20 protein-coding genes are annotated in these 26,085 nt (G+C 67.8%); 9 read left to right on the forward strand and 11 right to left on the reverse strand.

From position 1 onward, the window contains the following. The first annotated feature begins 15 nt into the window (after positions 1-15). The 3 genes from LR394_RS24530 to LR394_RS24540 are packed head-to-tail and all read left to right on the forward strand — an operon-like array spanning position 16 to position 6,856. The gene (locus LR394_RS24530) at positions 16-3,276 is read left to right on the forward strand and encodes a DUF5107 domain-containing protein (protein ID WP_231446309.1); all 3,261 of its coding nucleotides are present in this window, start codon (positions 16-18) and stop codon (positions 3,274-3,276) included. Further along, positions 3,273-6,110: a sugar-binding domain-containing protein gene (locus LR394_RS24535; RefSeq protein ID WP_231446310.1), complete on the forward strand. Its 2,838-nt coding sequence runs from the start codon at positions 3,273-3,275 to the stop codon at positions 6,108-6,110. The genes LR394_RS24530 and LR394_RS24535 overlap by 4 nt, the downstream gene beginning before the upstream one ends. Before the next feature lie 50 nt (positions 6,111-6,160). Further along, a complete protein-coding gene (locus LR394_RS24540) occupies positions 6,161-6,856 on the forward strand; it encodes an SDR family NAD(P)-dependent oxidoreductase (RefSeq protein WP_231446312.1) in 696 nt (231 codons plus the stop codon). A 105-nt stretch (positions 6,857-6,961) separates the two neighbouring features. Here the strand turns inward: LR394_RS24540 and LR394_RS24545 are convergent, their stop codons facing one another. From LR394_RS24545 to LR394_RS24580, 8 genes are all read right to left on the reverse strand, one after another. Next, positions 6,962-7,636, reverse strand: coding sequence for an FG-GAP repeat domain-containing protein (locus LR394_RS24545; protein ID WP_231446314.1), 675 nt, complete (start codon positions 7,634-7,636; stop codon positions 6,962-6,964). Positions 7,637-7,795: 159 nt separating this feature from the next. Then, positions 7,796-8,815 carry a Gfo/Idh/MocA family protein gene (locus tag LR394_RS24550; RefSeq protein WP_231446316.1) on the reverse strand — a complete coding sequence of 340 codons (1,020 nt, stop codon included), beginning with the start codon at positions 8,813-8,815 and terminating at the stop codon, positions 7,796-7,798. Between the two features lie 20 nt (positions 8,816-8,835). After that, positions 8,836-9,786: an aldo/keto reductase gene (locus LR394_RS24555; protein WP_231446318.1), complete on the reverse strand. Its 951-nt coding sequence runs from the start codon at positions 9,784-9,786 to the stop codon at positions 8,836-8,838. 3 nt (positions 9,787-9,789) lie between these two features. After that, positions 9,790-10,998 (reverse strand): mandelate racemase/muconate lactonizing enzyme family protein, encoded by a 1,209-nt coding sequence (locus tag LR394_RS24560; RefSeq protein ID WP_231446320.1) that lies wholly within the window; start codon positions 10,996-10,998, stop codon positions 9,790-9,792. Beyond that, the gene (locus LR394_RS24565) at positions 10,995-11,828 is read right to left on the reverse strand and encodes a carbohydrate ABC transporter permease (RefSeq protein WP_231446322.1); all 834 of its coding nucleotides are present in this window, start codon (positions 11,826-11,828) and stop codon (positions 10,995-10,997) included. Before LR394_RS24565 ends, LR394_RS24560 begins: the two co-directional genes overlap by 4 nt. Next, a complete protein-coding gene (locus LR394_RS24570; RefSeq protein WP_231446324.1) occupies positions 11,825-12,646 on the reverse strand; it encodes a carbohydrate ABC transporter permease in 822 nt (273 codons plus the stop codon). Before LR394_RS24570 ends, LR394_RS24565 begins: the two co-directional genes overlap by 4 nt. 102 nt (positions 12,647-12,748) lie before the next feature. Continuing rightward, positions 12,749-13,990, reverse strand: a complete 1,242-nt coding sequence (locus LR394_RS24575; RefSeq protein ID WP_231446326.1) for an ABC transporter substrate-binding protein — start codon at positions 13,988-13,990, stop codon at positions 12,749-12,751. A 70-nt stretch (positions 13,991-14,060) separates the two neighbouring features. After that, positions 14,061-14,822 (reverse strand): GntR family transcriptional regulator, encoded by a 762-nt coding sequence (locus tag LR394_RS24580; protein WP_231446328.1) that lies wholly within the window; start codon positions 14,820-14,822, stop codon positions 14,061-14,063. A gap of 337 nt (positions 14,823-15,159) precedes the next feature. Here LR394_RS24580 and LR394_RS24585 point away from each other — a divergent pair, with 337 nt between their 5' ends. After that, a complete protein-coding gene (locus LR394_RS24585; protein WP_331283100.1) occupies positions 15,160-16,116 on the forward strand; it encodes a LacI family DNA-binding transcriptional regulator in 957 nt (318 codons plus the stop codon). Positions 16,117-16,188: 72 nt separating this feature from the next. After that, positions 16,189-17,748, forward strand: a complete 1,560-nt coding sequence (locus LR394_RS24590) for an amidohydrolase family protein (protein ID WP_231446331.1) — start codon at positions 16,189-16,191, stop codon at positions 17,746-17,748. 150 nt (positions 17,749-17,898) lie between these two features. Here LR394_RS24590 and LR394_RS24595 read toward each other — a convergent pair whose 3' ends face one another. From LR394_RS24595 to LR394_RS24605, 3 genes are all read right to left on the reverse strand, one after another. Further along, positions 17,899-19,215, reverse strand: coding sequence for an MFS transporter (locus tag LR394_RS24595; RefSeq protein ID WP_231446332.1), 1,317 nt, complete (start codon positions 19,213-19,215; stop codon positions 17,899-17,901). A 76-nt stretch (positions 19,216-19,291) separates the two neighbouring features. Beyond that, positions 19,292-19,741 (reverse strand): RpiB/LacA/LacB family sugar-phosphate isomerase, encoded by a 450-nt coding sequence (locus LR394_RS24600; RefSeq protein ID WP_231446333.1) that lies wholly within the window; start codon positions 19,739-19,741, stop codon positions 19,292-19,294. After that, positions 19,738-20,673, reverse strand: coding sequence for a ribokinase (locus tag LR394_RS24605; RefSeq protein WP_231446334.1), 936 nt, complete (start codon positions 20,671-20,673; stop codon positions 19,738-19,740). Before LR394_RS24605 ends, LR394_RS24600 begins: the two co-directional genes overlap by 4 nt. A gap of 343 nt (positions 20,674-21,016) precedes the next feature. Here LR394_RS24605 and LR394_RS24610 point away from each other — a divergent pair, with 343 nt between their 5' ends. The 4 genes from LR394_RS24610 (at position 21,017) to LR394_RS24625 (ending at position 26,081) form a co-directional block, all read left to right on the forward strand. Continuing rightward, positions 21,017-22,555 carry an ABC transporter substrate-binding protein gene (locus tag LR394_RS24610; RefSeq protein ID WP_231446335.1) on the forward strand — a complete coding sequence of 513 codons (1,539 nt, stop codon included), beginning with the start codon at positions 21,017-21,019 and terminating at the stop codon, positions 22,553-22,555. 63 nt (positions 22,556-22,618) lie between these two features. Next, complete coding sequence (locus LR394_RS24615; RefSeq protein ID WP_231446336.1) at positions 22,619-23,560, forward strand: ABC transporter permease; 942 nt, start codon at positions 22,619-22,621, stop codon at positions 23,558-23,560. Then, on the forward strand, positions 23,557-25,263 hold the full coding sequence (locus tag LR394_RS24620) for a dipeptide/oligopeptide/nickel ABC transporter permease/ATP-binding protein (RefSeq protein ID WP_231446337.1): 1,707 nt from the start codon (positions 23,557-23,559) through the stop codon (positions 25,261-25,263). The genes LR394_RS24615 and LR394_RS24620 overlap by 4 nt, the downstream gene beginning before the upstream one ends. Beyond that, complete coding sequence (locus LR394_RS24625) at positions 25,260-26,081, forward strand: ABC transporter ATP-binding protein (protein ID WP_231446340.1); 822 nt, start codon at positions 25,260-25,262, stop codon at positions 26,079-26,081. The genes LR394_RS24620 and LR394_RS24625 overlap by 4 nt, the downstream gene beginning before the upstream one ends. The last annotated feature ends 4 nt before the right edge of the window (positions 26,082-26,085 follow it).

A 26,085-nucleotide genomic window follows, 5' to 3' on the forward strand; every position in this document is an offset into this window, starting at 1 on the left:
GTTGAAACACCAGCCATGTCCTCAGAACCGATCTCCCGTATCGAGCTTCCCGATGCTCCGGCCGACGCCTGGCAGCACGGCGTCGCGGTCTGGTCCGAGCCCCTGGTCATCGACAGCTATCTGCCCGAAAAGCCCTCGGCCTACCCAGCCTTCCTGCACAACCGGGTCTACCAGGGATCTTCCGGACGGGTTTTCCCGTTGCCGTTCCACGAGCGGATCGCCGCGGTCAAGCGGCCGCACACCTGGCAGGCGCTGCATCTGGAGAACGAGTGGCTGCGCGTGGTGATACTGCCGGAGCTCGGTGGCCGGGTGCACATCGCCTACGACAAGGTCGCCGGGTACGACCTGTTCTACCGGAACAACGTGATCAAGCCCGCTCTGGTCGGCCTGGCCGGGCCCTGGATGTCGGGCGGGATCGAGTTCAACTGGCCGCAGCACCATCGCCCGGCCACGTTCCTGCCCACGGATGTCGAGATCGAACGAGAGGACGACGGGTCGGCGACGGTCTGGTGCTCCGACCACGACCCGTTCGCCCGGATGAAGGGCATGCACGGGATCCGGCTGACTCCCAGCAGCTCCCGGATCGAGGCCCGGGTGCGGTTGTACAACCGCAGCGAGGTCCCTCAGACCTTCCTCTGGTGGGCGAACGTCGCCGCCGCGGTGAACGACGACTACCAGTCCTTCTTCCCCGGCGACGTGACCCACGTGGCCGACCACGCCAAGCGAGCCGTGGTCACGTTCCCTCGGCCCGACGCGCCCTACTACGGCATCGATTACGCGGGGGCCACCGAGGACGACCCCGAGGCGGACCGGCTCGACTGGTACCGCAACATCCCGGTGCCCACCTCGTACATGGCCCTGGACACGGTCGAGGACTTCTTCGGCGGGTACGACCACGGCGTGCAAGCCGGATTCGTCCACGTCGCCGCCCACGAGATCTCGCCCGGCAAGAAGCAGTGGACCTGGGGAGACACGCCTTTCGGCTGGGCCTGGGACCGCAACCTCACCGACACCGACGGCCCGTACGTCGAACTTATGGCCGGCGTCTACACCGACAACCAACCCGACTTCGCGCACCTGGCCGTCGGCGAGACAAAAACCTTCGTGCAGGCCTGGTACCCCGTCCACGGCACCGGCCCCGTGCAGTATGCCGACCGTCGCCTTGCGCTGAGCGTCGCCGAGAATGAGGGACGCCTGTGGGTTCGGCTCTGCGCGGCCGAAATTCTTGACGCGGTGAGCGTGGTGATCACCGACGGCACCTTCGAGTTGGGCAGTCGGACGCTGGACCTGCGTCCCGGGCAGACCTGCGAACTTGAGGTCGGCAAGACAGCGAAGCTCACGGTCCGGATCACCCGGCCGGGGGAGACGCTGGCCGACTTCACCCTGGGCGAGCCGTCCGTTCCGGACCAGGCCCCCACCACGACACGGGCCGTGGCCCCGCCCTCGCCCGCCGACGTCACGAGCATTGACGAGCTGATCCACATCGCCCGGTATCTCGACCAGTACCGGCACGCCACCCGTTCCTCGGTGCCCTACCTGTACGAGGTTCTGCATCGCGAGCCAGGAGAGTCACGAGCACTTCTCGCCCTCGGTGCCAAGGCTTACGAACGGGGCGACTACGCCACAGCTGCCGACCTGCTGCGTCGTAGTGCCGACGCCCAGACCCGCTGGAGCCCCACCCCGGCCTCGGGTGAGGCGCTCTACCGGCTGGGCCTGGCCCTGACCCGGCTCGGGCGGGACGGTGAAGCGGCCACGGCCCTGGCGCGCGCCGGCTGGGATGCCCGCTTCGCCGTCACGGCCCGCTTCGCCCTGGCCCGGCTGCGCTGCCGCCACGGCGACCACCGACGGGCCGGCGAACTGCTGCACGAGGTGCTCGACCTGGACGCCCACCACCTGCAGGCCGCGGACCTGCTGGCTACCGTCCTGGCCGAGACCGGCGACCAGGAGAAAGCCCGGACCCTGGCCAGGACGACCCTCGAGCGTGACCCGCTGGACGCCTGGGCCCGTGACCTGGCCGGCCTGGCCCCCACCGCCGACGCCACCTCCATGCTGGACGTGGCCCTGGAATACGCGGCCGCAGGTTTCGACGGGCACGCGATCGCAGCTCTGAACAAGGCCGAGACCCTCGCCGCCACCAGCCCGAGCGGGCAGGTGAACGTGACTCCCCTCGTCCAGCTGCACCGAGCCGTCCTGCACCTACGGGCCGGGGAGACGGAACTGGCCCGAGCCGACATCGACCTGGCCGGCCAGCAGGACCCGGCCTCGGCCCATCCCCTGCGCCTGGACGACATCGACACGCTGCGAACGGTTACCGCGACGGCTCCGGAGGTGGCGCTGCCCTGGGCCATGCTCGGGCACTGGTACTACTCCCGGGACCGCGCCGAGGATGCGATCGAGGCGTGGCACAAGGCCGCCGCCGCCCACCCGGCGACCGAACTGGCCGCCATCGTCCACCGCAATCTGGGCCTGAGCGCCTACAACGTCCGCGCCGACGTCGAGGCAGCCGTGCAGCATTACGAGAGCGCCCTGCAGGCCTCGCCCGACGACGCCAAACTCTGGTTCGAGCGCGACCAGCTCGCCGCGCGCGCCGGCGAGAACTCCGCCGACCGGTTGGCCCGGCTGGAACCTCGACGTGACCTGGTGGCCGAGCGTGACGACCTCACGGTGTCCCTGACCCACCTGCTGCTCGACGAAGGACGGGTGGACGAGGCCCGCACCTTGTTGACGGAACGCCACTTCCAGCCCTGGGAAGGCGGCGAAGGCCTGGCTCTCGGCGCATGGGAGCGCAGTTCGGTGCGGATGGCTCAGCGTCTGCTCGCCGACGGGCAGCCGCGAGAGGCGGCAGCGGTCGTGCGGAAGGCTCTTCAACCGCCGGCCGGCCTGGGCGAGGATCGCCACCACCTCGCCAACACCGCCGAGCTCTACCTCCTGCTGGGTGACGCGCTCGCCGCCGACGCGGACCCGATTGCGGCGCAGCGCTGCTGGGAGATCGCCGCGCGTTCCACCGGCGACTTCGTCGACATGGCGGCAACCGCGTTCAACCGCAACACCGTCCACGCCGTCCGGGCACTGGCCTGCCTCGGCCGCGAGGACGAAGCCGAGAACCTGGTCAAGGCCTTGGCCCAGTGGGTGGAGGAGTACGCCGTGACCCCGGTGGAGGTGGACTTCTTCGCCACCAGCCTGCCCAGCATGCTGCTGTTCGTCGAAAGCCCCGAAACCGCCCGGAACCGCGAAGTGAGCATCGTGCGCGACCAGATCCGCGGATGGCAGTCATGACCCCAGCACCCGAGAACCAGCAGGAGACAACCTCCGTGACCGAGTCCACGCCCTACGTCCTTGACCTGTCCGGCCGCTGGCGCGCCGCGCTCGATCGAGAGCACGTGGGTGAGCACCAGAACTGGTACACGGCCGAGGCGTTGCCGGATGCCGCCGAGCTGGACCTCCCCGGTTCGGTCCAGGAGCAAGGGCTGGGCGATCCCGTCACGCTGGAGACCCCGTGGACCGGGCTGGTCGTGGACCGCTCGTACTTCACCGACGAGCGCTACGCGCCCTACCGCGAGCCCGGCCAGGTAGCGGTGCCGTTCTGGCTGCAGCCACACACCTACTACCGCGGCGCGGTCTGGTTCCAGCGCAGCATCGACATCCCGCAGCAATGGCAGGGACGTCGCGTGATCCTGCACCTGGAACGAGTGCACTGGGAGTCCACCGTCTGGCTGGACAACCGCCGGATCGACAGCGCTCGCAGCCTGACCACACCGCACCGCTTCGACCTGGGTGTCGTCGAGGCTGGCCGGCGCACCCTCACCCTGCGGGTGGACAACCGGACAGTGGTCGACGTCGGCCCGAACGCGCACAGCATCAGCGACCACACCCAGGGGAACTGGAACGGGGTGATCGGCAGCCTGCGCCTGGAAGCTCTTCCTGCGGTGGTGATCCGCTCGGTCACCGTGATTCCCGACCTGGCCGGGCGCTCGGCCAGGGTCAGGATCGACATCGCCAGTGACTCGGCAGGGGTCGGGCAGGGGCGGGTCACGGTCTCGGCCCGCCGGTTCAACGTGCCCGGCGAACACGTGACCGACGAGATCATGAGCGAGTTCGACGATCAGCGCGAAGCCGATCTGAGCGAGCGCGGCATGATCGAAGGTGGCGCGCACCTCGACCTGGACCTTCCGCTGGGTGAGCAGGCCGAGGCCTGGGACGAGTTCCACCCGGCGCTGTACGAACTCACCGCCCGGATGTTCACCACGGTCGGCGCGCAGCAGCACGAGCACGCCTACCGCACGGTCTTCGGGCTGCGCGAGGTGGGCGTCCAGGGCACCCAGATCGCCGTCAACGGCAACGTGACCTTCATCCGGGGAACCCTGGAGTCGTGCGTCCACCCGCTGACCGGCTATCCGCCCACTGATGTCGAGTCCTGGCGCCGGATCATCCGCGTCAACCGCGCCCACGGGCTCAATCTGCTGCGCTTTCACTCCTGGTGCCCGCCGGAGGCAGCGTTCCGGGCAGCCGACGAGGAGGGCCACTACCTTCAGGTCGAGGGGCCACTCTGGGCCAACCAGGGCGGGGCCATCGGCGAGGGCCGCCCGGTGGACGCCTACCTGTACGAGGAGACCGACCGGATCCTGAGGGAGTTCGGCAACCATCCGTCCTTCATCCTGATGGCTCACGGCAACGAACCGTTCGGCCGGGACGCCGAGTTCCTCGGGGCCTGGGTCGAGCACTGGCGCAAGCGCGATCCGCGTCGCCTGTACACCAGTGCTGCCGGCTGGCCGGCCATCCCGGAGAACGACTTCGACAACATTCCCGACCCGCGTACCTACCGCTGGGGCGAGGAACTCGACGCGCGTTTCAATGCCCGCCCGCCGGAAACCGAGACCGACTACCGCGACTGGGTCCAGGCCACCCCGAGGCCGATCGTCAGTCATGAGATCGGGCAGTGGTGCGTGTACCCGGACTTCGCCGAGATGGCCAAGTACACCGGCCTGATGCAGCCGAAGAACTACGAGATCTTCGCCGACTTCCTCCGCGAGGCGGGCATGGCCGACCAGGCGCAGGAGTTCCTGCACGCCTCCGGCAAGCTGCAGCTGCTGTCCTACAAGGAAGAAGTCGAATCAGCGCTGCGAACACCCGGTTTCGGAGGGATCCAGCTGCTGGGCCTGAACGACTTCCCGGGGCAGGGCACGGCTCTGGTCGGTGTCCTGGACGCCTTCTGGGACGAGAAGCCCTACAGTACGGCGGCAGACTGGGCTCGGTTCTGTGGGCCGACCACGCCGCTGGCGCGGCTGCCCAAGCGGGTCTGGCGCACCGACGAGGAGCTTTCCTTCACCGTTCAGGTTGCCCACTTCGGGCCGGCGCCTTTGCAGGCCCGCGTTTCCTGGAGTCTGGGCGAGGCCGACGGACTGGTCCAGGAAGGGACGATCGCGCTCGGCAACAGCTCGGACTTCGCAAAGGTGAGTGTTCCAGCCGGGACGGTGACGTCCACCGGGCGGCACAAGCTGGTGCTTCGAATCGTGGACGTCGGTGGGGCCGTTTTCGAGAACGACTGGGATCTCTGGTTCTTCGGTGAAATCCTGGAACCGGTCGCTGACGTGTTCGAGACGGCCGACGTGGACGAGGCTCTGCGCCGAAGCGGCGCCGGCGAGTCGGTGCTTCTGCTGCCGGACCTCGACCGGGTGCGGACGGAAGCGGTGCTCGGCTTCTCGACCGTCTTCTGGAACACCGCCTGGACGAGGAACCAGGCCCCTCACACGCTCGGCATCACGCACGACCCGCAGCACCCCGCACTCGAGGGCTTTCCCTCGGACGGGCACACCGACTGGCAGTGGTGGAGCCTGCTGCACGGAGCCAAGGCCATGGTCCTCGACGGGTTGCCGATCGAGTTGCGCCCGGTGGTTCAGCCGATCGACACCTGGTTTCACGCCCGGCGACTGGGCGCCCTGATCGAGGCCCGGGTGGGCGCCGGCCGCCTGATGGTGTGCACGCTGAATCTGGACGGGACCGATCCGGTGCGCGCCCGCTTCCGCGCATCTGTGCAGCGATACCTGGCCAGTGACCGATTCCAGCCGGCCGTCGAACTGCGCGAGAGCGACATCCTCGGGCTGTTCATCTGACCCGGGTAGAGCAAGATTGGTCATCTGAAGTCTGACGACAAGGAGATGAGATGGCCCGCGTCCTGATCACCGGAGCCTCGGCCGGTCTCGGCCTGAACACTGCCCGGGCTCTGACGGACGCGGGCCACGACGTCGTAGTGCATGCCCGGGGTTCCGGGCGGATGCCCGACTGGCCGAAGGTCGTCCTCGGTGATCTCAGCGATTTGCAGGAGACCCGTGGCGTTGCCGAACAGGCTCAGGAACACGGCCCGTTCACGGCCGTCATCCACAACGCGGGCACGATGGATCCGGCCCATGCCTTCGCGGTGAATGTGATCGCTCCCTATGTCCTGACCGCCCTCCTTGAGCGGCCAGAGCGCCTGATCTACCTCACCAGCTCCATGCACCGAGGCGGCTCCGACGATCTGGGGCGCATCGGGAAGCGTCGCGTCACCTACTCCGACAGCAAGCTGTACGTAACCGCCTTGTCGGCGGCGTGGGCCACCAGATGGCCCGGAACCGTGACTCACGCTGTAGACCCTGGCTGGGTCCCCACCAGGATGGGCGGTTCAGGGGCGCCCGACGACCTGGTGGCAGGCCATGAGACCCAGACGTGGCTGGCCACCGCCGATCGAATCGACCCGTCCACCGGTGGTTACTGGCACCATCGGCGCACCCAGGACCCGCATCCAGCGGTCACGAACGGCCGTTTTCAGCAACAGTTGCTGGACCTCCTGGGTCCGCACACCGGAGTCAAGCCTGACTGAGACCTGATCCACCGGCTGGCCCGAAGCCGGGTGTGGACGTCATCCCAGCTCCCGGTAGCTGAGTCGGGCCCGCCTCCACGCGACGGGCCCGGCCAGCCAACGGGCTCAGCAGTTGGATATGGCGAGCGGGATGGTGGTGGCGCTCTGCGCGCCGCTGATTGCGAGGTCGCTGCGGTAGTCGCCGTCGAAGTCGCCGGCTACGACCTGGTAGCCAGCTTCCCTCGCCCAGACCGGGAAGCCCGACACCCAGGAATTGGTGACGCCGAATGTGCCGTTCCCGTTGGAGAACACCGCCGGGATCGTGGTGGCGTTCTGGGCGCCCGTCATCGACAGGTCGCTACGACCGTCGCCGTTAAAATCACCGGCCACCAGCTGAAAACCGGCTTCCCGGGCCCAGATGGGAAAGTTCGGCACGGTGTAGTTGGTGACGCCGAATGTGCCGTTCCCGTTGGAGAACGCCACCGGGATCGTGGTCGCGTTCTGGGCGCCGGTCATCGCCAGATCACCGCGGCCGTCCCCGTTAAAATTTCCTGACACAATTTGGTATCCGGCTTCTCTCGCCCACACCGGAAAACCCGACACCCAGTTGTTCGTCACGCTGAAAGTTCCGCAGGCGGCCGCCGCCTTGGCCATCGATGAGCCGGATGGCAACACGGTCAGACCGACAACGCTGGCCACGACCAGCAATGCCGTCGAAAGGGACCTCTTCACTTTTCCCTCCACCATCATCTGTCTCAACGGTCGAGGGATGACATCACCACGGGAGAGGAGGAAGATCACTCTGGCCCCGACGGTAATCATGAGTACAGATGTGCCGAGCCCCCTCCATTCGCAGCGACTGGGACGCCGACTTGTGCCGGTTCCCCATCTCACTCCGGCGCAACCCGGGAACGCTCAGATCTGTGGCGACTTGTATGAATCGGCGCCAACTGACCGGTCTTAGCCGCGCACCGCTCGTTCGATGAGTTCCAGTGCGGTGATCGAGTCGGCCGGGTCGATCGGCAGCGAGGCACTGTCGGTCAAGGCATCGCCCAGCAGGCGGTAGAAGGCCAGATACTCTCCGGCTTGCAGTTCGACGGCGCGCTCGCCCTCAGGGGTGGAAATGGTTGCGGTGCGTCCGTCGTCGTGCCGGCCGAAGCCTTCTGAGCCGGGGCGCCGCCCGGCGATCGATTGCGGTTCCTGCGGGTCAAGCCCTTCCGAGACGAACACGCCCTGGGAGCCGACCACCCGGAAACGAGGTCGGGGCGCGGGGGAGATGGCGCTCATCCACATCCGGGTCCGGACGCCGGAAGTGTGGCGCATGGTCATGAAGGAGTCGTCGTCGTTGAAGGCGCCAGGGCGCCGGGCGTCAAGTTCGGCGTGAATCTCCTCGACCGGGCCGAAGAGCTGGATGGCCTGGTCGATCAGGTGCGGGCCGAGGTCGTAGAGCATGCCGCCGCCGGACTGTGGGGTGGCGGTGTCCTTCCAGCGTTCGGTGACCTTCGGGCTCCACCACTCGAAAGACGTCTCGAATTGGCGCACCTCACCGAGTTCGCCCTTTTCGAGGACGGCCTGCAGCGTCTTGAAATCGCCGTCCCATCGGCGGTTCTGGAACACCGTAAGCTTGACTCCGGCCGCGGCGGCGGCCTCCACCACCTGACGGCTCTCGGCGGCGGTGACTGCGATGGGTTTGTCGATGACCACGTGCAGGCCGGCCTCGATCGCCCGCAGCGCCAGCGGCGCATGTGTCTCGTTCGGGCTGCCGATCACGACCAGGTCGAATTCTTCGGCACGGTCGAAGAGCTCATCAGTGGAACTGAGGACGACCGTGCCGGGGTACTCGGCGGCAACCACGGCAGCGCGCTCGGGGGAACTGGTGACCACGGCGGACAGAGCGAAGCGGGGTTCGGCGGCCACCAGGGGTGCGTGGAAAACACGTCCGGCGGTGCCGAAACCGATGACTGCGGTGCGGATCGTCATGGTTGACCTTTCCAGAAGCTTTACTGAGGACCGAGATCGGTGGGAAGGGTGGCGGCGATGCGGTCGATCTCGTCGAACAGGGCGTCGGGGATGTCCAGTTCGACGGCGGCGACACTTTGTTCAATGCGAGACGCTCGGGAGACTCCCACGACCGTGCTGGCGATGCGCGGGTCGCGGACCGAGAACTGCACGGCCGCAGCCGACAGCGGAACGTCGGCCTCGGCGCACAGCCCCTCGATCCGGCGGATCGCCTGCAGCAACTCCTCGGGTGCTTCCCGATATCCGTAACGGGAGGACGCGGTGGTCCCGGTAGCGAGGATGCCACCTCCGAAGACGGCTGCGTTCACCACACCCATGCCCCGCTCGAGGGCCGCATCGATCAGCCCGTCAGCGTTCCGGTTGACAAGCGTCCATCGGTTGTGGGTGAGAAGGACATCGAAGAAACCGGTTTCGACGTACTCACCGATGATCTTCGTGTCGCCGCCGGCGACCCCGATCACGTCGGCGACACCGGCGTCCTTCAGTTCCCGGATCACGTCGACCGGCCCGCCGGGCGCCGTGGCCTGAGCGAACGTGGTGTTCTCGGGGTCGTGCAGGTACAGCAGGGGTACCCGGTCGACGCCGAGGCGCTCGAGGCTGCCGGCGATGGCCCGGCGCATCTGCTCGCCGGAGAAGTCGCCGGTGTCCAGGTCGCGGGTGATCTTGGTGGCCAGCACGTAGTCCTCCGGCAGTCCGCCGACGTGCTGGATGGCCTCGCCGATGCGCCGCTCGGACTCACCCTTGCTGTAGGCGCACGAGGTGTCGATCGCCCGGATCCGGCCGCGCAGAGCCGCTTCCGCCGTGGCTATGCCGTCCTCTGCGGTGACCTCGTAGCCGAAGTTCGAGGGCATCGACCCCAGGGGAGCACCGCCGACCGTCAGCGGGGTGATCTGCAGCCTGGTACGGCCAAGCTCGTTGAGTTTCCAGTCCATCGATCAGTCCTTCGGTTCGTTCCAGTCGAAGAAGTTGGCTGCGCCTGGTTCCAGATGCGTCGCAGCCGCCTCGCGGTCGAACTCGATGCCCAGGCCGGGCCGGTCGCCGACCTGCACGTAGCCGTCGGTGACGATCTCGCTGTCGAATCCGTCGAGGATCTGGTACCACCACGGGTCCATCGCCAGCGGGTACTCGAAGGCGATCAGGTTGTCCGGCAGGGTGGCGCTCACCTGAATCAGGGTGGCCAGTCCGAGCAGGCCGCTGCTGACCCCGTGCGGCGCGATCCCCACGCCGTACAGATGCGCGAACTCGGCGATCCACTTCAGTTCGGCCAGACCGCCCACGTCGCCCGGGTCGGGCCCGATGATCCGCACCGACCGGGTCTCGATCAGTTCGCGGAAGTTGTTGCGCAGGTAGAGCTGTTCGCCGGTGTGGGTGGGGACGCTGGTGGCCGACGTGAGTTCGCGGTAGCCCGAGACGTCGTTCCAGGGAACGAAGTCCCCGGTCAGCACGTCTTCAGCCCAGGCGATGTCGAACGGCTCGAGCGCCTGGAGCACGGTGATCGCGTCCGAGATCTGCCAGCCCGGGCCCATGTCGAGAGCCAGCCGCCGATCGGGACCCAGGACGTCTTTCATTGCCGCCACGGTGTCGACGATGTGGCTGACCGCGCTGGGAGTGAGGAAGCCGGCGTTCGGGTGCAGGGTGCCCTCGCGCAGGTCGTTGTACATGAAGTCGGGGGTGTTAGGGGCCATGAAGCCGTGCAGGCCCACCCCTTCCTTGTAGATCGAGAAGTTCTCCGGCGAGTCGACCATGAACTGCATCGACTTGGCGTAGTCCTCCGGGGTGTGGTTGCCCAGGTCGGTGCGAATACCGCCGTTGTAGACCCGGATCCGGTCGCGCACCTTGCCGCCGAGCAGTCGGTGCACGGGTACACCGAGCGCCTTGCCAGCGATGTCCCACAACGCGATCTCGATCGCCGAGACGATGGCGCCCCAAGGCTTGGAGCCGCCCATCCGGCGGATCCGCTGCATGCATCGCTCGATCTCGGTGGGGTCGCAGCCCAGCAGTTTCTGCCGGTAGAGCTCGAGGGTCTGGGTGACGTAGGGCTTGGAGTGCTCGATCTCGGCGAAGCCGTCGATGCCCTCGTCGGTGAGCACGCGCACGATCGGGCTGCGGCCGATCCGTGCCGTGCGGATGTCGGTGATCTTCATCCCTTGACCGCTCCTCCGGTGAGTCCGGCCACGAAATACCTTTGCAGGGCCACGAACAGCACCACGATCGGCAGGGTCAGCACCACCGAGGCGGCCATCGTGGCGCCCCAGTCCACGCTGAACTCCCCGGCGAACTCGGTGAGGGAGACCGGGGCGGTGCGGGCGGAGGTGGAACTGGTCATCACCGAGGCGAAGAGGAACTCGTGCCAGGACTGCAGGAAGGCGAACATGCCCGCTGCGGCCAGGCCGGGTGCGCAGATCGGCAGGGTGACGTAGGTGACTGCGTCGAATCGGGAACCGCCGTCGATCATCGCGGCCTCCTCCAGGTCGATCGGGATCGCGGCCACCTGGTTGCGCACCATCCAGGTCACCAGCGGCACGGTGATCGCCAGGTGTGCGAAGGCCACGCCGATGGTGGTGTCGAGCAGGTTCATGGCGTTGACGAACTGGTACAGCGGCAGCAGCACCACGGTCAGCGGGACCACCTGGCCGAGCAGGATGAACAGGGCCAGCGGGCGGGCTGCGCGGAAGCGGAACCGGGCCAGCGCGTAGCCGGCGCTGAAGCAGAAGATCAGCGTGGCGGCCGAGACCAGCAGGCCCACCACGATCGAGTTCCACAGCGCGGTGGGCATGTTCGAGCCGGTGAAGACCGTGCGGTAGTTCTCCAGCGTCCAGGTGTCCGGCAGCAGCCGCACCGGCACCTGGTAGATGTCCGAGCCCGGTTTGAACGAGGTGAACAGCATCACCGCCACCGGGGCCAGGCTCCAGACCAGCAGCATCGCCAGCAGCGCCCAGATCACGCCGCCGCGCAGCAGGCGGGCGGATTTCATGTCTGCTCCTCGATGTCGGTCCGCATCGTGCGGGCGAAGAAGACGGCGAACACGCTGCCGATCAGCAGTTGCACCACGGCCACCGCGGAAACCAGGGCCTGGTCACCGTTCTGGAAGGCCTGGTACAGCAGGATCGGCAGGATGGTGGACGATCCGGCCGGGCCGCCGCTGGTGGTGACGAAGATGATGGTGAACGAGTTCAGTGCCCAGATCGCCAGGGTCAGCGAGCAGATCGCGGTGGTGGTGCGGATCGCCGGCAGGATGATGTGACGCAGGATCTGCGGCCCACCTGCGCCGTCGATCCGGGCCGCTTCCAGGCGTTCCTCGGGGATGCCGGACAGCACGGCCGAGACCATCAGCATCACGAACGGTGCGGTCACCCAGATCTGGATCAGCGCCACCGAGATCAGCACGATGTCCGGGTTGGACAGCCAGCGCACCGGCTCACCGATCACCCCGAGGTCGAGCAGGGTCTGGTTGAGCAGGCCGTAGTCGGTGGACAGGGCCCAGCGCCAGACCGTGGCCGCGACCACGCCGGGAATGATCCAGGGGATCATCACCAGTGCCCGCCACAGGCCCACCAGCCGAAGCCTTTTGGACGAAAGGACGAGGGCGCCCAGGTAGCCGATGAACAGCGCTCCGGCCACCGAGCCGACGGTCCAGATCAGGGTGTTGAGCATGACCTGGCCGATGTTCGGCAGGTCGAAGAGGCGCTGCAGCCCGGTACCGCCGTCGGTGATCACCCGGATCACGGTGGTGACGATCGGGATCAGCATGAGCACGGCGGTGAGCAGTGCGGCCGGAAGGATGAGGGCCACCGGCTGGCCGCTGCCCCCGCGCCGACGCCTCGAGGGCGCCGGCGGGTGAGCGACTGCCGACGCGGGGGTCGGCTGGTCGGTCTGAATCATGGCTCAGATCAATCAGTTCGAGGCGGTCTTGTCCGCGATTTCCTGGATCGAGGTGGCCGCCGCGGCGGCGCTCTTGTCCCCGAGGGCGACCTTCTGGATCTCGTCGTGCACCTGCTGCAGCACCGCGGTCCAGCGCGGGTCGTTCGGGGCTGGGACGGAGTGCTCGGCCAGCTGCTCGGCGTAAGCGGCCCGTTCGGGGGTGGTGAACTTCGGGTCGTCGGAGGCGCTGACCCGGGCGGGGAAGGTCAGGGTCAGGGCGGCCATGTTCTCGGGCTGACCGAGGAACGAGACCAGTTTCTGGGCCGCGTCCTTCTTCTGCGAGGCCTGCGGCACGATGTAGGCCCAGCCCACGCCCTGCGCGGTGCCGGGACCGTCCGGGCCGGGCAGGGCAGCGGTGGCGATCGGCGCGCCGGCTTCCAGCGCCGCGTCCACGTCGAACACGCCTGCCGGGTACATCGCTACCCGGCCCTGCAGGAAAAGCTCACGGATGCCGGTGTTGTCGAGCTCGAACGAGCTCTTGCTGGCCCAGCCCTCGTTGATCGCGTCGCCGATCAGGTTGATCGCCCCGGCACTGGACTTCTCGGTCAGCTTCGGCAGGCCGTTCTCGATCGTGGCGCCGTCGGAGAGCGCGAAGTCGAGGAAGCGCAGGGTCAGGTCGCTGGCGTCGCCCTGCATCGGCCAGGCGGTGCCGACCACGTTGCCCTGGGTCAGTTTCTTGGCGTCTTCCTCGAACTCGGCCCAGGTAGCAGGCGGTTCGTCGATGCCCGCCGCCTGGAACAGAGCGGGGTTGTAGATCAGCGCGTTGGTGGCCCAGCGGTAGGGCACCGCGTAGGTGGCGCCGTCCACGGTCAGGGCGTCGATCAGGCCGGGGGCGAAGTCGTCCTCCGGAAGGTCCTGGCCGTACAGCGTGGACAGGTCGGCGAGCTGGTCCTTGTCGGCGTAGCCGCGGATCCGGGCGATCGACTCGGTGATCACGTCCGGGGTGTTGCCCGAATCCAGTGCCACCGCAGTGCGGTTCGCCACCGTGTCGCCCGTGGTCTGTACCAGTTCGACCTTGATGTCGGGGTTGTCGGCCTCGAAGGTCTCGACGATCTTGACGGCCTCCTGGTAGTCCCAGTCCGGCACCCACCAGGTCACGGTGTTCTGGTCGTCGGCCGCTCCGCCGGAGGCGTTGACCACGATGGTTGCGCCGATCCCGATGACGGCGGCGCCCACCACGCCGGCGAAGAGCGCGGTGCGAGGCTTCATTGCCATATTTGCTCCCAGGTCAAGGGTCGCCGAAGCAGCGGCGACCAGCCCAGGCTGCACTTGTAATTACAGGATGTCAACCTTCCTGAGGGGCATGCCGGACCTCGATCTCCATCCGGCTGCGATCGCCCCGGTGATACCCGACAAAACGCTCCACCGGACGGCCGCTGCCGTCGAGAGAAAGACTGCGCATCACCAGCATCGGTGCCCCAGCGGCAATTTCGAGTGCTGAGGCAACCGTCTCCGGGGCCAGGCCCACCTCGACCGACCGGTTGGCCCGTTCGAAGCGGATGCCGTAGTCGCGCTCCAGGATGCCGAACAGCGACACGTCCTCCAGCGGCAGGTCGAGCAAGGGAAGACCCACCGCCATCGGCAGATGGGTGCGGGTGAACGCCCACTTCACCCCGTCCACCTCGCGGATCCGCTCGATCTCGACCACCTCGTCGCCGACACCCACCTGCAGGTCGCGAGCCACCAGGGCCGTGGCCGGCACCACGCCCTTGCGCACCACGTAGGAGTGCTGTTCGGTGCCTTCGGACTGGATGTCCTCGAACGTGCCCACCAGCGCGCCACCAATACCGCGCGAGGAATGCAGGTCGGCCACGAACGTGCCACGCCCGCGCTCACGCCGGATCACGCCCTCGTGCTCAAGTTCCAGCAGCGCCTGCCGCACCACCGTGCGCGACACGTCGTAGCTCTCGCACAACTCGTGCTCGCCCGGCATGCGGTCGCCCGGCTCCAGGCCCTGTACTGCCAGATCAGCGACCAGCAGGCGCTTGAGCTGCGAGTACAGCGGCACCGCGGAGCGGCGATCGATCTTGGACGTCTTCGGCCCCATTTGCACAGCGTAATTGTAATGACAAGTTCAAGGGGTTGTTTATCAAGGGCACGGCGCGGTGCTCGGTCTCCGCTCGGGTGCCCGCGCTCACGTCCGGGCGGATCGGTCTTTGATGGGTCACTGCAGATCCGATCAGCGGTGGCAGCCGTCGAACCACATCTCACGCCGACGGGGGCCGGCCACGAACTGAGGCGGTGGAGAAGTGAAACCGGCACGGCACCCGATCTCGATCCCCGTTGGGCGACTGGATCAGACGCACGATGCGCAGTCCGGGCTCTCGCCTGGCTGGATCCGGTGCCCACGTAAACTGACCCGTGTGGCGGTGACCAGGAATGATGTGGCAAGAGTGGCGGGAGTGTCCACCGCGGTCGTCTCCTATGTCCTGAACGACGGCCCGCGGCCGGTGTCCGCGGCGGCGAAAGCGCGTGTCCTGGCGGCTGTCGAAGAGCTGAACTACCGGCCTGACGGGGTGGCGCGCACCCTGGCGGCCGGGCGTAGCCGGACGGTAGGGCTGGTCGTGCCGGACGTGAGCATGCCCTACTTCGCCACGGGGGCCCAGGAAATCACTCAGGAAGCCGCCCGGCGTGGATATCAGGTGCTGGTGGCCACCACCGGCTGGGATCTGGAGGCCGAGCGGCGGCAGTTGCTGGCGTTGGCCGAGCGCCGGGTCGAAGCACTGATCTTGATGAGTGTCGATCCGACGCAGGGCGACGAGTTCCTGGGGAAACTGGGTGCTCCGGTGGTGGTCGTGGACCGTCCTGGGGTGGCCCTGGACGGCGCCGAAGCGGTTACTGCGCATCTGCTGGAGCACGGTCACCGGCGGGTCGGTTACATCGGTGGGCGGGCAGACCTGGTGGTCAGCCAGCGGCGGGAACAGGGCTGGCGAGCTGGTCTGAGGGCCGGGGGGATCCGCTCTGCCACATCGTGGATCACGCGGGGGCCGTATACCGAGCAGGGCGGGTACGACGCGGTCGATGTGCTGCTGAAGGCTCCGGCCCGGTGCACCGCGCTGTTCGCCGAGAACGATGTGCAGGCGCTCGGGGCGCTGCGGCGGCTGCGTGAACTGGGACGGCAGGTCCCGGGCGATATCGCCGTGGCCACCCTCGACTCCTCCAGCCTGGCCCGGTTCTCCAGCCCTTCGCTGACCGCTCTGGAGCAGCCGCACCGCAAGATGGGTACTCGCACCCTGGACGTGGGGCTGGGTGGTGAGCCACTCGTCCATCGGATCGATGTGCAGGGGTTCGAGCTGGTGCGGCGGGAGTCGTGCGGATGCCGCAGCACCGATGAAGCTTGATCTGCTTCAATCAACACGGCTGAAACACTTCCCTGACCGGATTGGCAACCAGTTGGCCCTAGCGTCCGCGATATGACCACCGAGCACGATTCTCCGCGCGCCCCGCTGGCCGGAATCGGCGATCAGGACCACCGCTTCGACGATTGCGGCCGCCCCGTCCCGGCTGTCGGACTGGGCCGCCGATCTCTGTTGGCGGCGGTGGGCGCAGGGGCAGCCGCCGGCCTCACCCTGGGTACGCCGGAGATGGCGGCCGCGGCGCCGCGGGTTGCCGGAACCAGGAAGAAGACTTCTCGCGGGCACTACCTGATCAAGGGCGCCGCCCTGGTCAGCGTCGATCCGGAGATCGGCAACCGGGCCAAGGCCGACATCGAGGTGAAGGACGGCACGATCGTCGCCGTCGGCGCGAGCCTGAAAGCCCGCGGTGCCAAGGTGATCGACGCATCGCGGATGATCGCGACGCCCGGTTTCATCGAGACGCATTACCACATGTGGAGTGCACTGGGCCGGAACTTCGTCAGCGAAGGCTTCGAGTACTTCGCAGCAAAGTCCGCAACCGTGGCTGCCTATCAGCCGGACGACTTCTACGACAGCGTTCTTCTCGGGCTGGTCGAGGCGGCCGGGGCGGGCATCACTACGGTCAACAACTGGGCCCACAATGTCCGTGGCCCTAAATTCGCCGATGCTGAACTGCAGGCCCACGCCGACGGTCTGGTGCGGGCGCGCTACTCCTACGGCCACAAGGACGGCCAGCCCGGCACCCAACTGATCGACTTCGCCGACATCGACCGGGTGCAGCGCCAGTGGTTCGGCAAGAAGTCGCCCTTCGACGGCCTGGTCCACCTCGGCGTGAACCTGCGTGGCCCGGGTCAACTGGAGACGTTCCACGCCGAGATGAAGGAGGCGCTGAAGCGCAAGCTGCCCGTTTCCGTCCACTCCGGACAGGGCCCGACCACTGCTGTGCACGCCGCCGACATCAAGAAGATGGGCTACCTCGGCCCGGACTTCCTGCTGTGCCATGCCCTTCCGTTCGACGAGGCCGACCGGCAGGCGATGGTGAGTACCGGCGCACCGGTCAGCTTCTCCCCGCACTCGGAACTTCGCCTGGGTACGGCCGGTGGCTTCCACGGACAGTTGCTGAAGATGGCCCACGCGGGCATCACCGTCTCGCTGTCGTTCGACGCCTCGTCCCTGGCCCCGATCAACATGTTCGAGTCGATGAATCTGACCTGGAACCTGGGCATCCCGTACATCGGTACCGACACCGAGAAGCTGCCCGCGATCGTCTTCGGGCAGGTGATCGAGATGGCCACGATCAACGGCGCCAAAGCTCTTGGCCTGGAAAAGGTCACCGGCTCGATCACTCCGGGCAAGCGGGCCGACATCGTGCTGGTGCGGGCCGATGACATCAACATCGCCCCGATCGGTGACCTGGAGTCGACCCTGGTGCGCTCGGCCACTCCGGCCAACATCGACACCGTCATGATCGACGGACGGATCGTGAAACAGCACCGGGAGACCACCAGCCACGACGTGAGCAAGGTGGTCCGCAATGCGGCGGCCGCTGCCCACGCGGTACGTACCCGGGCCGGCGGCACCCTCACGCCGGTCAGTTCGGCGGTGCCGCGCTTCTGATCCCGGAAACGTGAAAGGGACGTCCCGGTGGCTGAGACCACGACCGGGACAAGGGTTGAAGGCGCTCCTCCTCGGTGCGCCTGAAGGGTCCTCGCCACGCACCATCTGAGGGTGCTGACCGGATGTTCCCGGGCAGCACCCTCAGAGTTTCTAGGCCGGGGTCTTCGCCATCTCGGCGTTGACCCGCTCGCGCTCGGCCTTGCCCCAGGTCTCGGGCGTGGCCAGGATTCCGGCCAGGCCGATCAGGGCAGCGGCTAGGTAGAGCAGGGAGGCGCCGGGCCAGCCCAGCCAGCCGACCGCGGCCGCGGCCAGCAGCGGCGCGAAACCACCGATGGACGCTGCGAGCTGGTACCCGAGAGAGGCTCCCGAGGTGCGGGTGGACGTCTTGAACTGCTCGGTCAGCAGTGATCCCTGGGTGCCGGTGAGTGAGGCGTGGATGATGCCGATACCGAAGACGAACACGAAGGCGATCAGGAAGGTGTTGCCGGTGTTGGTGAGCAGGTACATCGGGAAGGCGAACAGCACGGCCGCGCTACAGCCGACGATGTAGATCGGGCGCCGGCCGATCCGGTCGGTCAGGGCACCCGCGGCGAAGGTGACGAATACGGCCAGGATGCTGGCGGCAGTGATCGCGTTCAGGGCGGCGCCGCGCTGGTCGGGATTGCGGTCGGAGATGTAGCTGAGCAGGTAGGTAGCGGTGGAGTAGTAGGCGAACGACTCCACCACCCGTAGGGCGATGACGCGGGTGATCGCGCCCTTGTCCCGGGTGACGGCCTTGGCCAGTGGGTTCTTCTCGGTCTTGCCGGACTCCAGGGCCTCCTGGAACTCGGGAGACTCCGAGAGTTTGGAGCGCACGATCAGCGCGGCGATCACCAGGACGGCGCTGAGCAGGAACGGCACCCGCCAGCGCCAGTCGCCTTCGAGCTGGGTGCTGGCTGCGAAAACCGCGCTGGCCAGGGCGATACCGACCGGGTTGCCGGCCTGGGGGATGGCGGCGTACATGCCGCGGCGGTTGGCCGGGGCGTGCTCGTAGGCCATCGTGACGGCGCCTCCCCATTCGGCGCCGAAGGCCAGGCCCTGGATCAGGCGCAGGGCGACCAGCAGCAGCGGGGCCAGCACGCCGACCTGGGCGAAGGTGGGCAGCAGTCCGATCGCGAAGGTGGCCAGGCCCATCACGATCATCGCGGTGACCAGGACGGGTTTACGGCCGTAGCGGTCGCCGAGATAGCCGCCCAGAGCGCCACCGAGCGGTCGCATCAGGAAGCCGACGGCGAGCGTGGCGAAGGAGAGCAGGGTACCGATGAAGGGGTCGGTCTGCTGGAAGAAGACAGCGTTGAAGTAGAGCGCGGAAGCGGTTCCGTACGAGATGAAGTCGTAGTTCTCGACGCTGGTGCCGAAGGCCGCGGCGATCGCGGTCTTCTTCCGGTCGGGTGAACCGTGCAGCGAGTTCGGGGTGCTCGTCGACATGGGATCCTCTTTGATCGGGGGCAGGCCGGATCACCCCACGGCACCTTCTGCGGTGGGGGAGCCGGTCTCGGGGGGATTAGGGGGTGAGTTGGTCCAGGGCGTTGAGCTTGGCCACGCGGCGACGGGTGTCCTCGTCGTCGTCGAAGACCGCGCCGAGGAATTCTTCGACGATGTCCTTGACCAGGGCGTGCGGGACCAGCCAGGCGCCCATCGCGATCACGTTGGCGTCGTCGTGCTCGACCGCCTGGTGCGCGGAGTATGGCTCGTGGGCCAGGCCGCAACGGATTCCGGGGATCTTGTTGGCGGCCATGATGGCGCCGGCGCCGGTTCCGCAGACCAGTACTGCCCGATCGGCGCGCCCGTCCAGGACGGGTGCGCAGGTGGCCTGGGTGATGTCGGGGAAGTCGACCGGGTCGGTGTTGTCGGTGCCGCAGTCGATGATGTCGTGGCCGAGTGTCTCGATCACTTCTCGGACCCGCTGTTTCAGCGGGAATCCGGCGTGATCTGCTCCGAGAGCGATTCTCAAGGTGTTCCTCCTGCGTGCTGAACAGCGAAATGGGGGACGAGCGGCGCGACTTGCGCGCGGGTCGGGATGGATGGTGAGGCCCCGGCTCGGGTGACGGCCTGCGCGCCGGCGGCCGTTGCCCAGGCCAGGCGTTCGGTCTGGGGGAGGTGAGCCAGGGCGGCGTAGTAGCCGGTGAAGGTGTCGCCTGCGGCCGTGGTGTCGACGGCCTGCACCCGGGGTGCGGGGTGGACCGTGCGTTCGTGGCCGTCGCTGAGCAGGGCACCGTCGGCGCCCAGGGTGCAGACGACGGTGACGCCGAGCAGGCGGGCCAGCCGGTCGATCAGATTTCCGGATCCGCTGGGCAGCTCCAGAACATCGGCCAGGGAGCGTAGTTCGCCTTCGTTCACGATGACGACGTCCAGGTCGGACGGTATCTCGGCGCGGTCGGCCGGGGCCGGGGCTGCGTTCCAGATCACCGAGGCACCCTTGTCTCGGGCGATGCTCGCGGCCCGGGCGGTGGTCGCGGCCGGGATCTCGTTCTGCAGCAGCACCACGTCGCCGGGGTTCAGGTCGGCCAGATGGGTCTCCAGACTCGCCGCACCAAGCTCGTCATTGGCTCCGGCCACCACCAGAATGTGGTTCTCGGCGTCGTCCGAGACCACCACCAGTGCCTCGCCGGTCGCCGCGTCGGCGCGCGCGATCCGTTGCACGTCGACCCCACCCGCAGACAGGTCGTCCACGATCCGGTGGCCCGCGGCGTCCTTACCTACACAGCCGACCATCACCACCGGTGAGCCGGCGGCCGAGGCGGCGAGCGCCTGGTTGCCGCCCTTGCCGCCCACACACTGATCCGATCGGTGGGCGGCGATCGTCTGCCCACGGGCCGGCAGGGACAGGACGCGATAGACGGTGTCCAGGTTGAGGCTGCCGACGACCACGACCCTCGAACTCATTGATGTGCTCCTGTCTCGGGGTGGGCGAAGCGCTGCCGGAGGCGGCGTTGCGACGCCGGTCGGGAGGCCGCTCTATCTACTCGCGTAGACTAAAAGCCTCTTCCGAAGGATGGCAAGTGCAACCTTCGGGCGGCGGTCCCGGCGTCTCCCTCATGAACAGGGCGTTTGTGCAGTTTTCCGGGAGCGCGTCGGTCGGTGGGCGATCCCGGGTCCATCACGTTTCGTGATACCTCACTCATTCGCTTTGGAACGTGCCAATGGAACGTGACAATGGTCCGGCGCGAGGGGGACGAGCGCCCATGACCCTGCACGGCTTCAGCACTCCGAAGAGGACCACCAACCCATGTTCCACCGCCCCGGCCGCCCACGGCGTCCCTTGCTCATTACCGTTCTGGCTGTTTCCGCGCTCGCCCTGAGCGCCTGCTCGGGTTCCTCGGGTGGCTCCGGTTCGGGTGGGACGTCGGACAAGACGGACCTCAACCTCGCCGTGGGTGTCCCGCTGAGCGGGTTCTCTCCGCAGGTCATTGGCGATGGTTATGCCCTGCAGTGGATGCAGGCGGCCTACGACACCCTGACGTTCGCCGAGGCCGACGGCACGTACTCACCGATGCTGGCCACGCAGTGGGAGTACGACGACTCTCAGACCAAGCTGACGCTGGATCTGCGGGCCGATGTGAAGTTCAGCGACGGCACGGCCCTGGACGCGGAGGCGGTCAAGAAGAGTCTGGAGGCCACCCGCGACAGCGCCGGTGGATCAGCCTCGGCGCTGGCCGCCATCGACGAGGTTACGGCCCTCGACGCTGACACCGTGGAGCTGGAGCTCAAGGCGCCCGACCCCAGCCTGATCCGTAGTCTCAGCCAGGTGGCGGGCATGATCGCCAACCCCAAGAGCGTCGGCACCGACGCCCTGGACGCAGCCCCCGACGGCTCAGGTCCGTACACCCTGGACGCCGACGCCAGTGTGGCCGGTACCAGCTACGTGCTCCAGAAGAAGGACGACTACTGGAACACCGATCTGTCCCTGCCGTTCCAGAAGATCACCATCCAGTCGATGCCCGACCAGAGCGCGGTGCTCAACGCCCTGCTCTCCGGCCAGGTCGACTCGTCCTTCATCGTCTCCAGCAACGCCGAGCAGGCCACCGCGCAGGGCCTGACCGTCACCCAGTACTCCGCGCCCGGCGCCGTCGGGCTGTACCTGTGGGACCGCGACGGCAAGATCGTGCCCGAGCTGAAGGACGTGCGGGTGCGGCAGGCGATCAACCACGCCATCGACCGCGAGGCCCTGCTCACCGGCGTACGGGCCGGGCACGGCACGGTCACCGAGCAGCTCTTCCGCCCCGACTGGGACTCCTCCGACGAGGCCCTGAACGCCAGCTACTCCTTCGACCCGGCCAAGGCCAAGGCGCTGCTGAAGGAAGCCGGCTACGAGGACGGCTTCACCGTCGAGATCCTGCAGAACGCCGCCATGCCGGAGAACGACCTGGTGGCCCAGATGCTCGCCGACGTCGGCATCACGGTGAAGTGGAAGCCCACCACCAACATCGTCCCGGACATCCAGTCCGGCGACACCGGCCTGAGCATCTTCCAGCTCGCCTCCCAGGCCGAATGGCAGTTGGTCACTGCATTCCTGCTGCCGAACTCCCCGTGGAACCCGCTGAAGTCCACCGACCCGCAGGTCGAGCAGCTGATCGAGCAGGCCCAGCAGGCCGGTGACGACGCTGCCCGCTCGGCCGCGCTCAAAGAGCTGAACACCTACCTGGTCGAGCAGGCCTGGTTCGCCCCGTTCTACTTCCTGACCGGCAACTACGCCTCGACCAACGGGGTCACGGTGCAGGCGCCCTACATCAACGTGCCCGCGATCTACGACTTCCAGCTGGGCTGAGCACCGTCTGCCGTGGGGTCGCGTCGTCCGGCGCGACCCCACGCGGCGTGAAAAAGGTTGACTATGTTCGTATTCCTGGCCCGGCGCCTGATGTCCGGCTTCGTGCTGGTGGCCGTCGTCGGGTCGCTCACTTTCGTGACGATGAGCCTGTCCGGTACCGACCCGGTGCGGAATCTGCTGGGGGAGAACGCCACCCAGGAACAGGTCGATGCCCGCGCGGCCCAGCTCGGCCTGGACCGGCCCCTGCCGGAGCGCTACCTGGACTGGGCCGTCAGCGCTGTACAGGGTGACCTCGGCACGTCCTGGGTGAACAACGCGAGCGTCTCGCAGGTGATCGGGCAAAGGCTGCCGGTCTCGCTCTCCCTGGTGATCGCCTCCACCCTGGTCACCGCCCTGGTCAGCGTGGCCCTCGGAATCGCCGCGGCCGTCCGTAAAGGCTTCCTGGACCGGCTGGTTCAGGTACTGGCGGTGGCCGGTTACGCCCTGCCGAACTTCTGGGTCGCGCTGGTCCTGGTGTCGTTCTTCGCGATCAGCCTGCGCCTGCTGCCCGCCACCGGGTACACGCCACTGACCACTGACCCGGGGAAATGGGCGCTCGGACTGGTGCTCCCGGTGGCAGCACTGGCGATCGGCACCATCGCCTCCACCACACAACAGGTCAGAGCAGCAACAGTGGACGTCCTTGAGCACGATTTCGTGCGGACGTTGCGGTCCCGGGGTCTCCCGAGCCGTTCGATCGTCGGCGTGCACGTGCTGCGCAACGCCGCGGGCCCGGCCCTGACCGTCCTTTCATTGCAGTTCGTCGCCCTGCTGGCCGGAACCGTCGTGATCGAGCGGGTGTTCGCTCTGCCCGGCGTCGGCAGCATGGTGGTCTCCAGCGCCACCGCCGGAGACCTGCCCATGGTGCTGGGAATCGTCACCGTCATGGTCGTGGTGGTCGTCGTGGTGAACCTGCTCGTCGACGTCGCCACCGGCTGGCTCAACCCGAAGGTGCGTGCCCGATGACCCCCAAATCCCAGCCGGGTCTGGGCCGGCGCCTGCTGCGTAATCCGCTGGCCGTCGGGTCCGTAACCGTCCTGCTGGCGATCGTCCTGGCCGCCCTGCTGGCCCCGGTCCTCACCTCCTGGGACCCCTCCCAGGCCAGCGCCCGCGAGATCCTGCTGCCGCCCGGTGGAGAGCACCTGCTCGGCACCGACAGCGCCGGTCGCGACATCCTGGCCCGGCTGCTGCACGGCACCCGGTTCACCCTGCTCGGCGCGGTCCTGGTGATCGGCGTGGCCTTCGTGATCGCCGTGCCCGCCGGCATGATCGCCGGCTACTTCGGCGGCCGGATCGACGCCGCGCTCAGCTGGATCTCGGACCTGCTCATGTCGATCCCGAACCTGGTGATCGTGCTGGCCTTCATCACCGTGCTCGGCCCCCGCACCACGATCGTGATGCTGATCTTCGGCGTGCTCTTCGCCCCCGGCACCTACCGCCTGACCCGCTCAGCCACCCGGGCCGTGCGGCGCGAGCTGTACATCGACGCGGCCCAGGTCTCCGGCCTGTCCGACCTGAGGATCATCCGCCGGCACGTGCTGCGCCGGGTGCGCTCGCCGCTGATGATCCAGGCCTCGATCGCCGCCGGGGTCGCCATCGTGCTGCAGTCCAGCCTGGACTTCCTGGGTGTCGGCGACCCACGTGATCCGCGCTGGGGTCAGATGATCAACGATGCCTTCCTGAACATCTACCGGGCGCCGCTGATGATCCTCTGGCCCGGACTGGCGATCGGGATCACGGTGGCCGCGCTCGCCCTGCTGGGCTCGGCGCTGCGGGACGAGATCGAAGCTACGTCCTCGCGGCGTGGTCGCTCGGCACGGGTGCGTCCCCAGGCGAAACCCACGGATCCGGCCGAGGGGCTACTGACGATCCGCGGCCTGCGCATCGCCTACGGCGAGGTGGAGGTCGTGCACGGTGTTGACCTGAGCGTGCAGCCCGGTGAAGTGCTTGGTGTGGTGGGGGAGTCCGGCTCGGGCAAGTCCCAGACCCTCTTCGCGGCACTGGGTCTGCTGAGCCCGGGCGGGCGGATCACCGAAGGAGCAGCCTGGGTAGACGGGCAGCCGGTGGCCTGGCCCGGCAGTCCGGACTCGGCCGTCACAGCGTTACGGGGCCGGACGATCGGCTACGTGCCGCAGGAACCGATGGCCAACCTCGACCCGTCCTTCACCGTCGGGCACCAGCTCGTCGAGCCCTTGCGGCATCATCTGAAGCTGAGCCGTTCACAGGCTCGCCTTCGAGCGCTGGAGCTGCTGAAGCGGGTCGGCATCCCCGACCCGGAACGGACGTTCTCCGCCTACCCCCACCAGATTTCGGGTGGGATGGCCCAGCGCGTCCTGATTGCTGGCGCGATCTCCTGCTCGCCGCGCCTCCTGGTCGCCGACGAGCCGACCACCGCGCTGGACGTGACGGTCCAGGCCGAGGTGCTGGAACTCCTGCGCGGCATCCAGAAGGACGAGGGCATGGGGATGATCGTGATCACTCACAACCTGGGCGTGGTGGCTGACATCTGCGACCGCGTCGCCGTCATGCAGAACGGTCAGGTGGTGGAGAACGGCTCGGTCCGCGACGTTTTCGCCCGACCCCAGCACTCCTACACGAAGATGTTGCTCGCCTCCACCCTGGAAGGCGCGGCCTCCCGGGTGCAACTGGACTCGGAGGCAGCCCGATGAGCGCGCCCTTGCTGCAGATCAAGAACTTGATGGTGGACGCTCCTGGGCGCCGATGGCGGCAACCTCACCATCGGATCCTGCACGGGGTCGACCTGTCGGTCGGACAGGGGCAGACCGTCGGTCTGGTGGGGGAGTCCGGGTCAGGCAAGACCACCATCGGACGGGTGGTGCTGGGACTCTTCCCACACACCTCCGGTGAAGTCCGCTTCGACGGCCAGCCCATGCCTGCCCGACGCGAACGCGGGGCCCAGGTACAGGCCGTGTTCCAGGACCCGTACTCGTCCTTGAACCCGGCCATGACCATCGGTGACATCCTCACCGAGCCCCTGCTGGCCGCCCGCTGGAGCCGCACCGATGCCCAGGCCCGGATCAGCGAACTGCTGGACCGGGTGGCCATGCCGGCCGGAACCCTGCGCCGCTACCCACGTGAGTTCTCCGGCGGTCAGCGTCAGCGCATCGCGATCGCCCGGGCCCTGGCCCGGGAACCCCGGCTGATCGTCTGCGATGAACCGGTCTCCGCCCTGGACCTGTCCACCCAGGCCCGGGTTCTCGACCTACTGATCGAGGTACAGCGCGACACCGGCGTCGCGCTGCTGTTCATCTCCCACGACCTGGCCGTTGTACGCCGGATCAGCCACCGCATCGCCGTGATTCAGAGCGGGCGGATCGTCGAGGAGGGCGAGGTTGAGCAGGTTGCCGACGATCCCACCCACGACTACACCCGGCGTCTGATGACCGCCTCGCCCCTGCCCGACCCCGACCGCCAGGCCGAGCGCCGCGCGGCCTGGCTGGAACTGACCCGCACCACCAAGGAGTAGTACC

It is taken from the genome of Kineosporia babensis, from assembly GCF_021129305.1.
GTDB lineage: Bacteria > Actinomycetota > Actinomycetes > Actinomycetales > Kineosporiaceae > Kineosporia > Kineosporia babensis.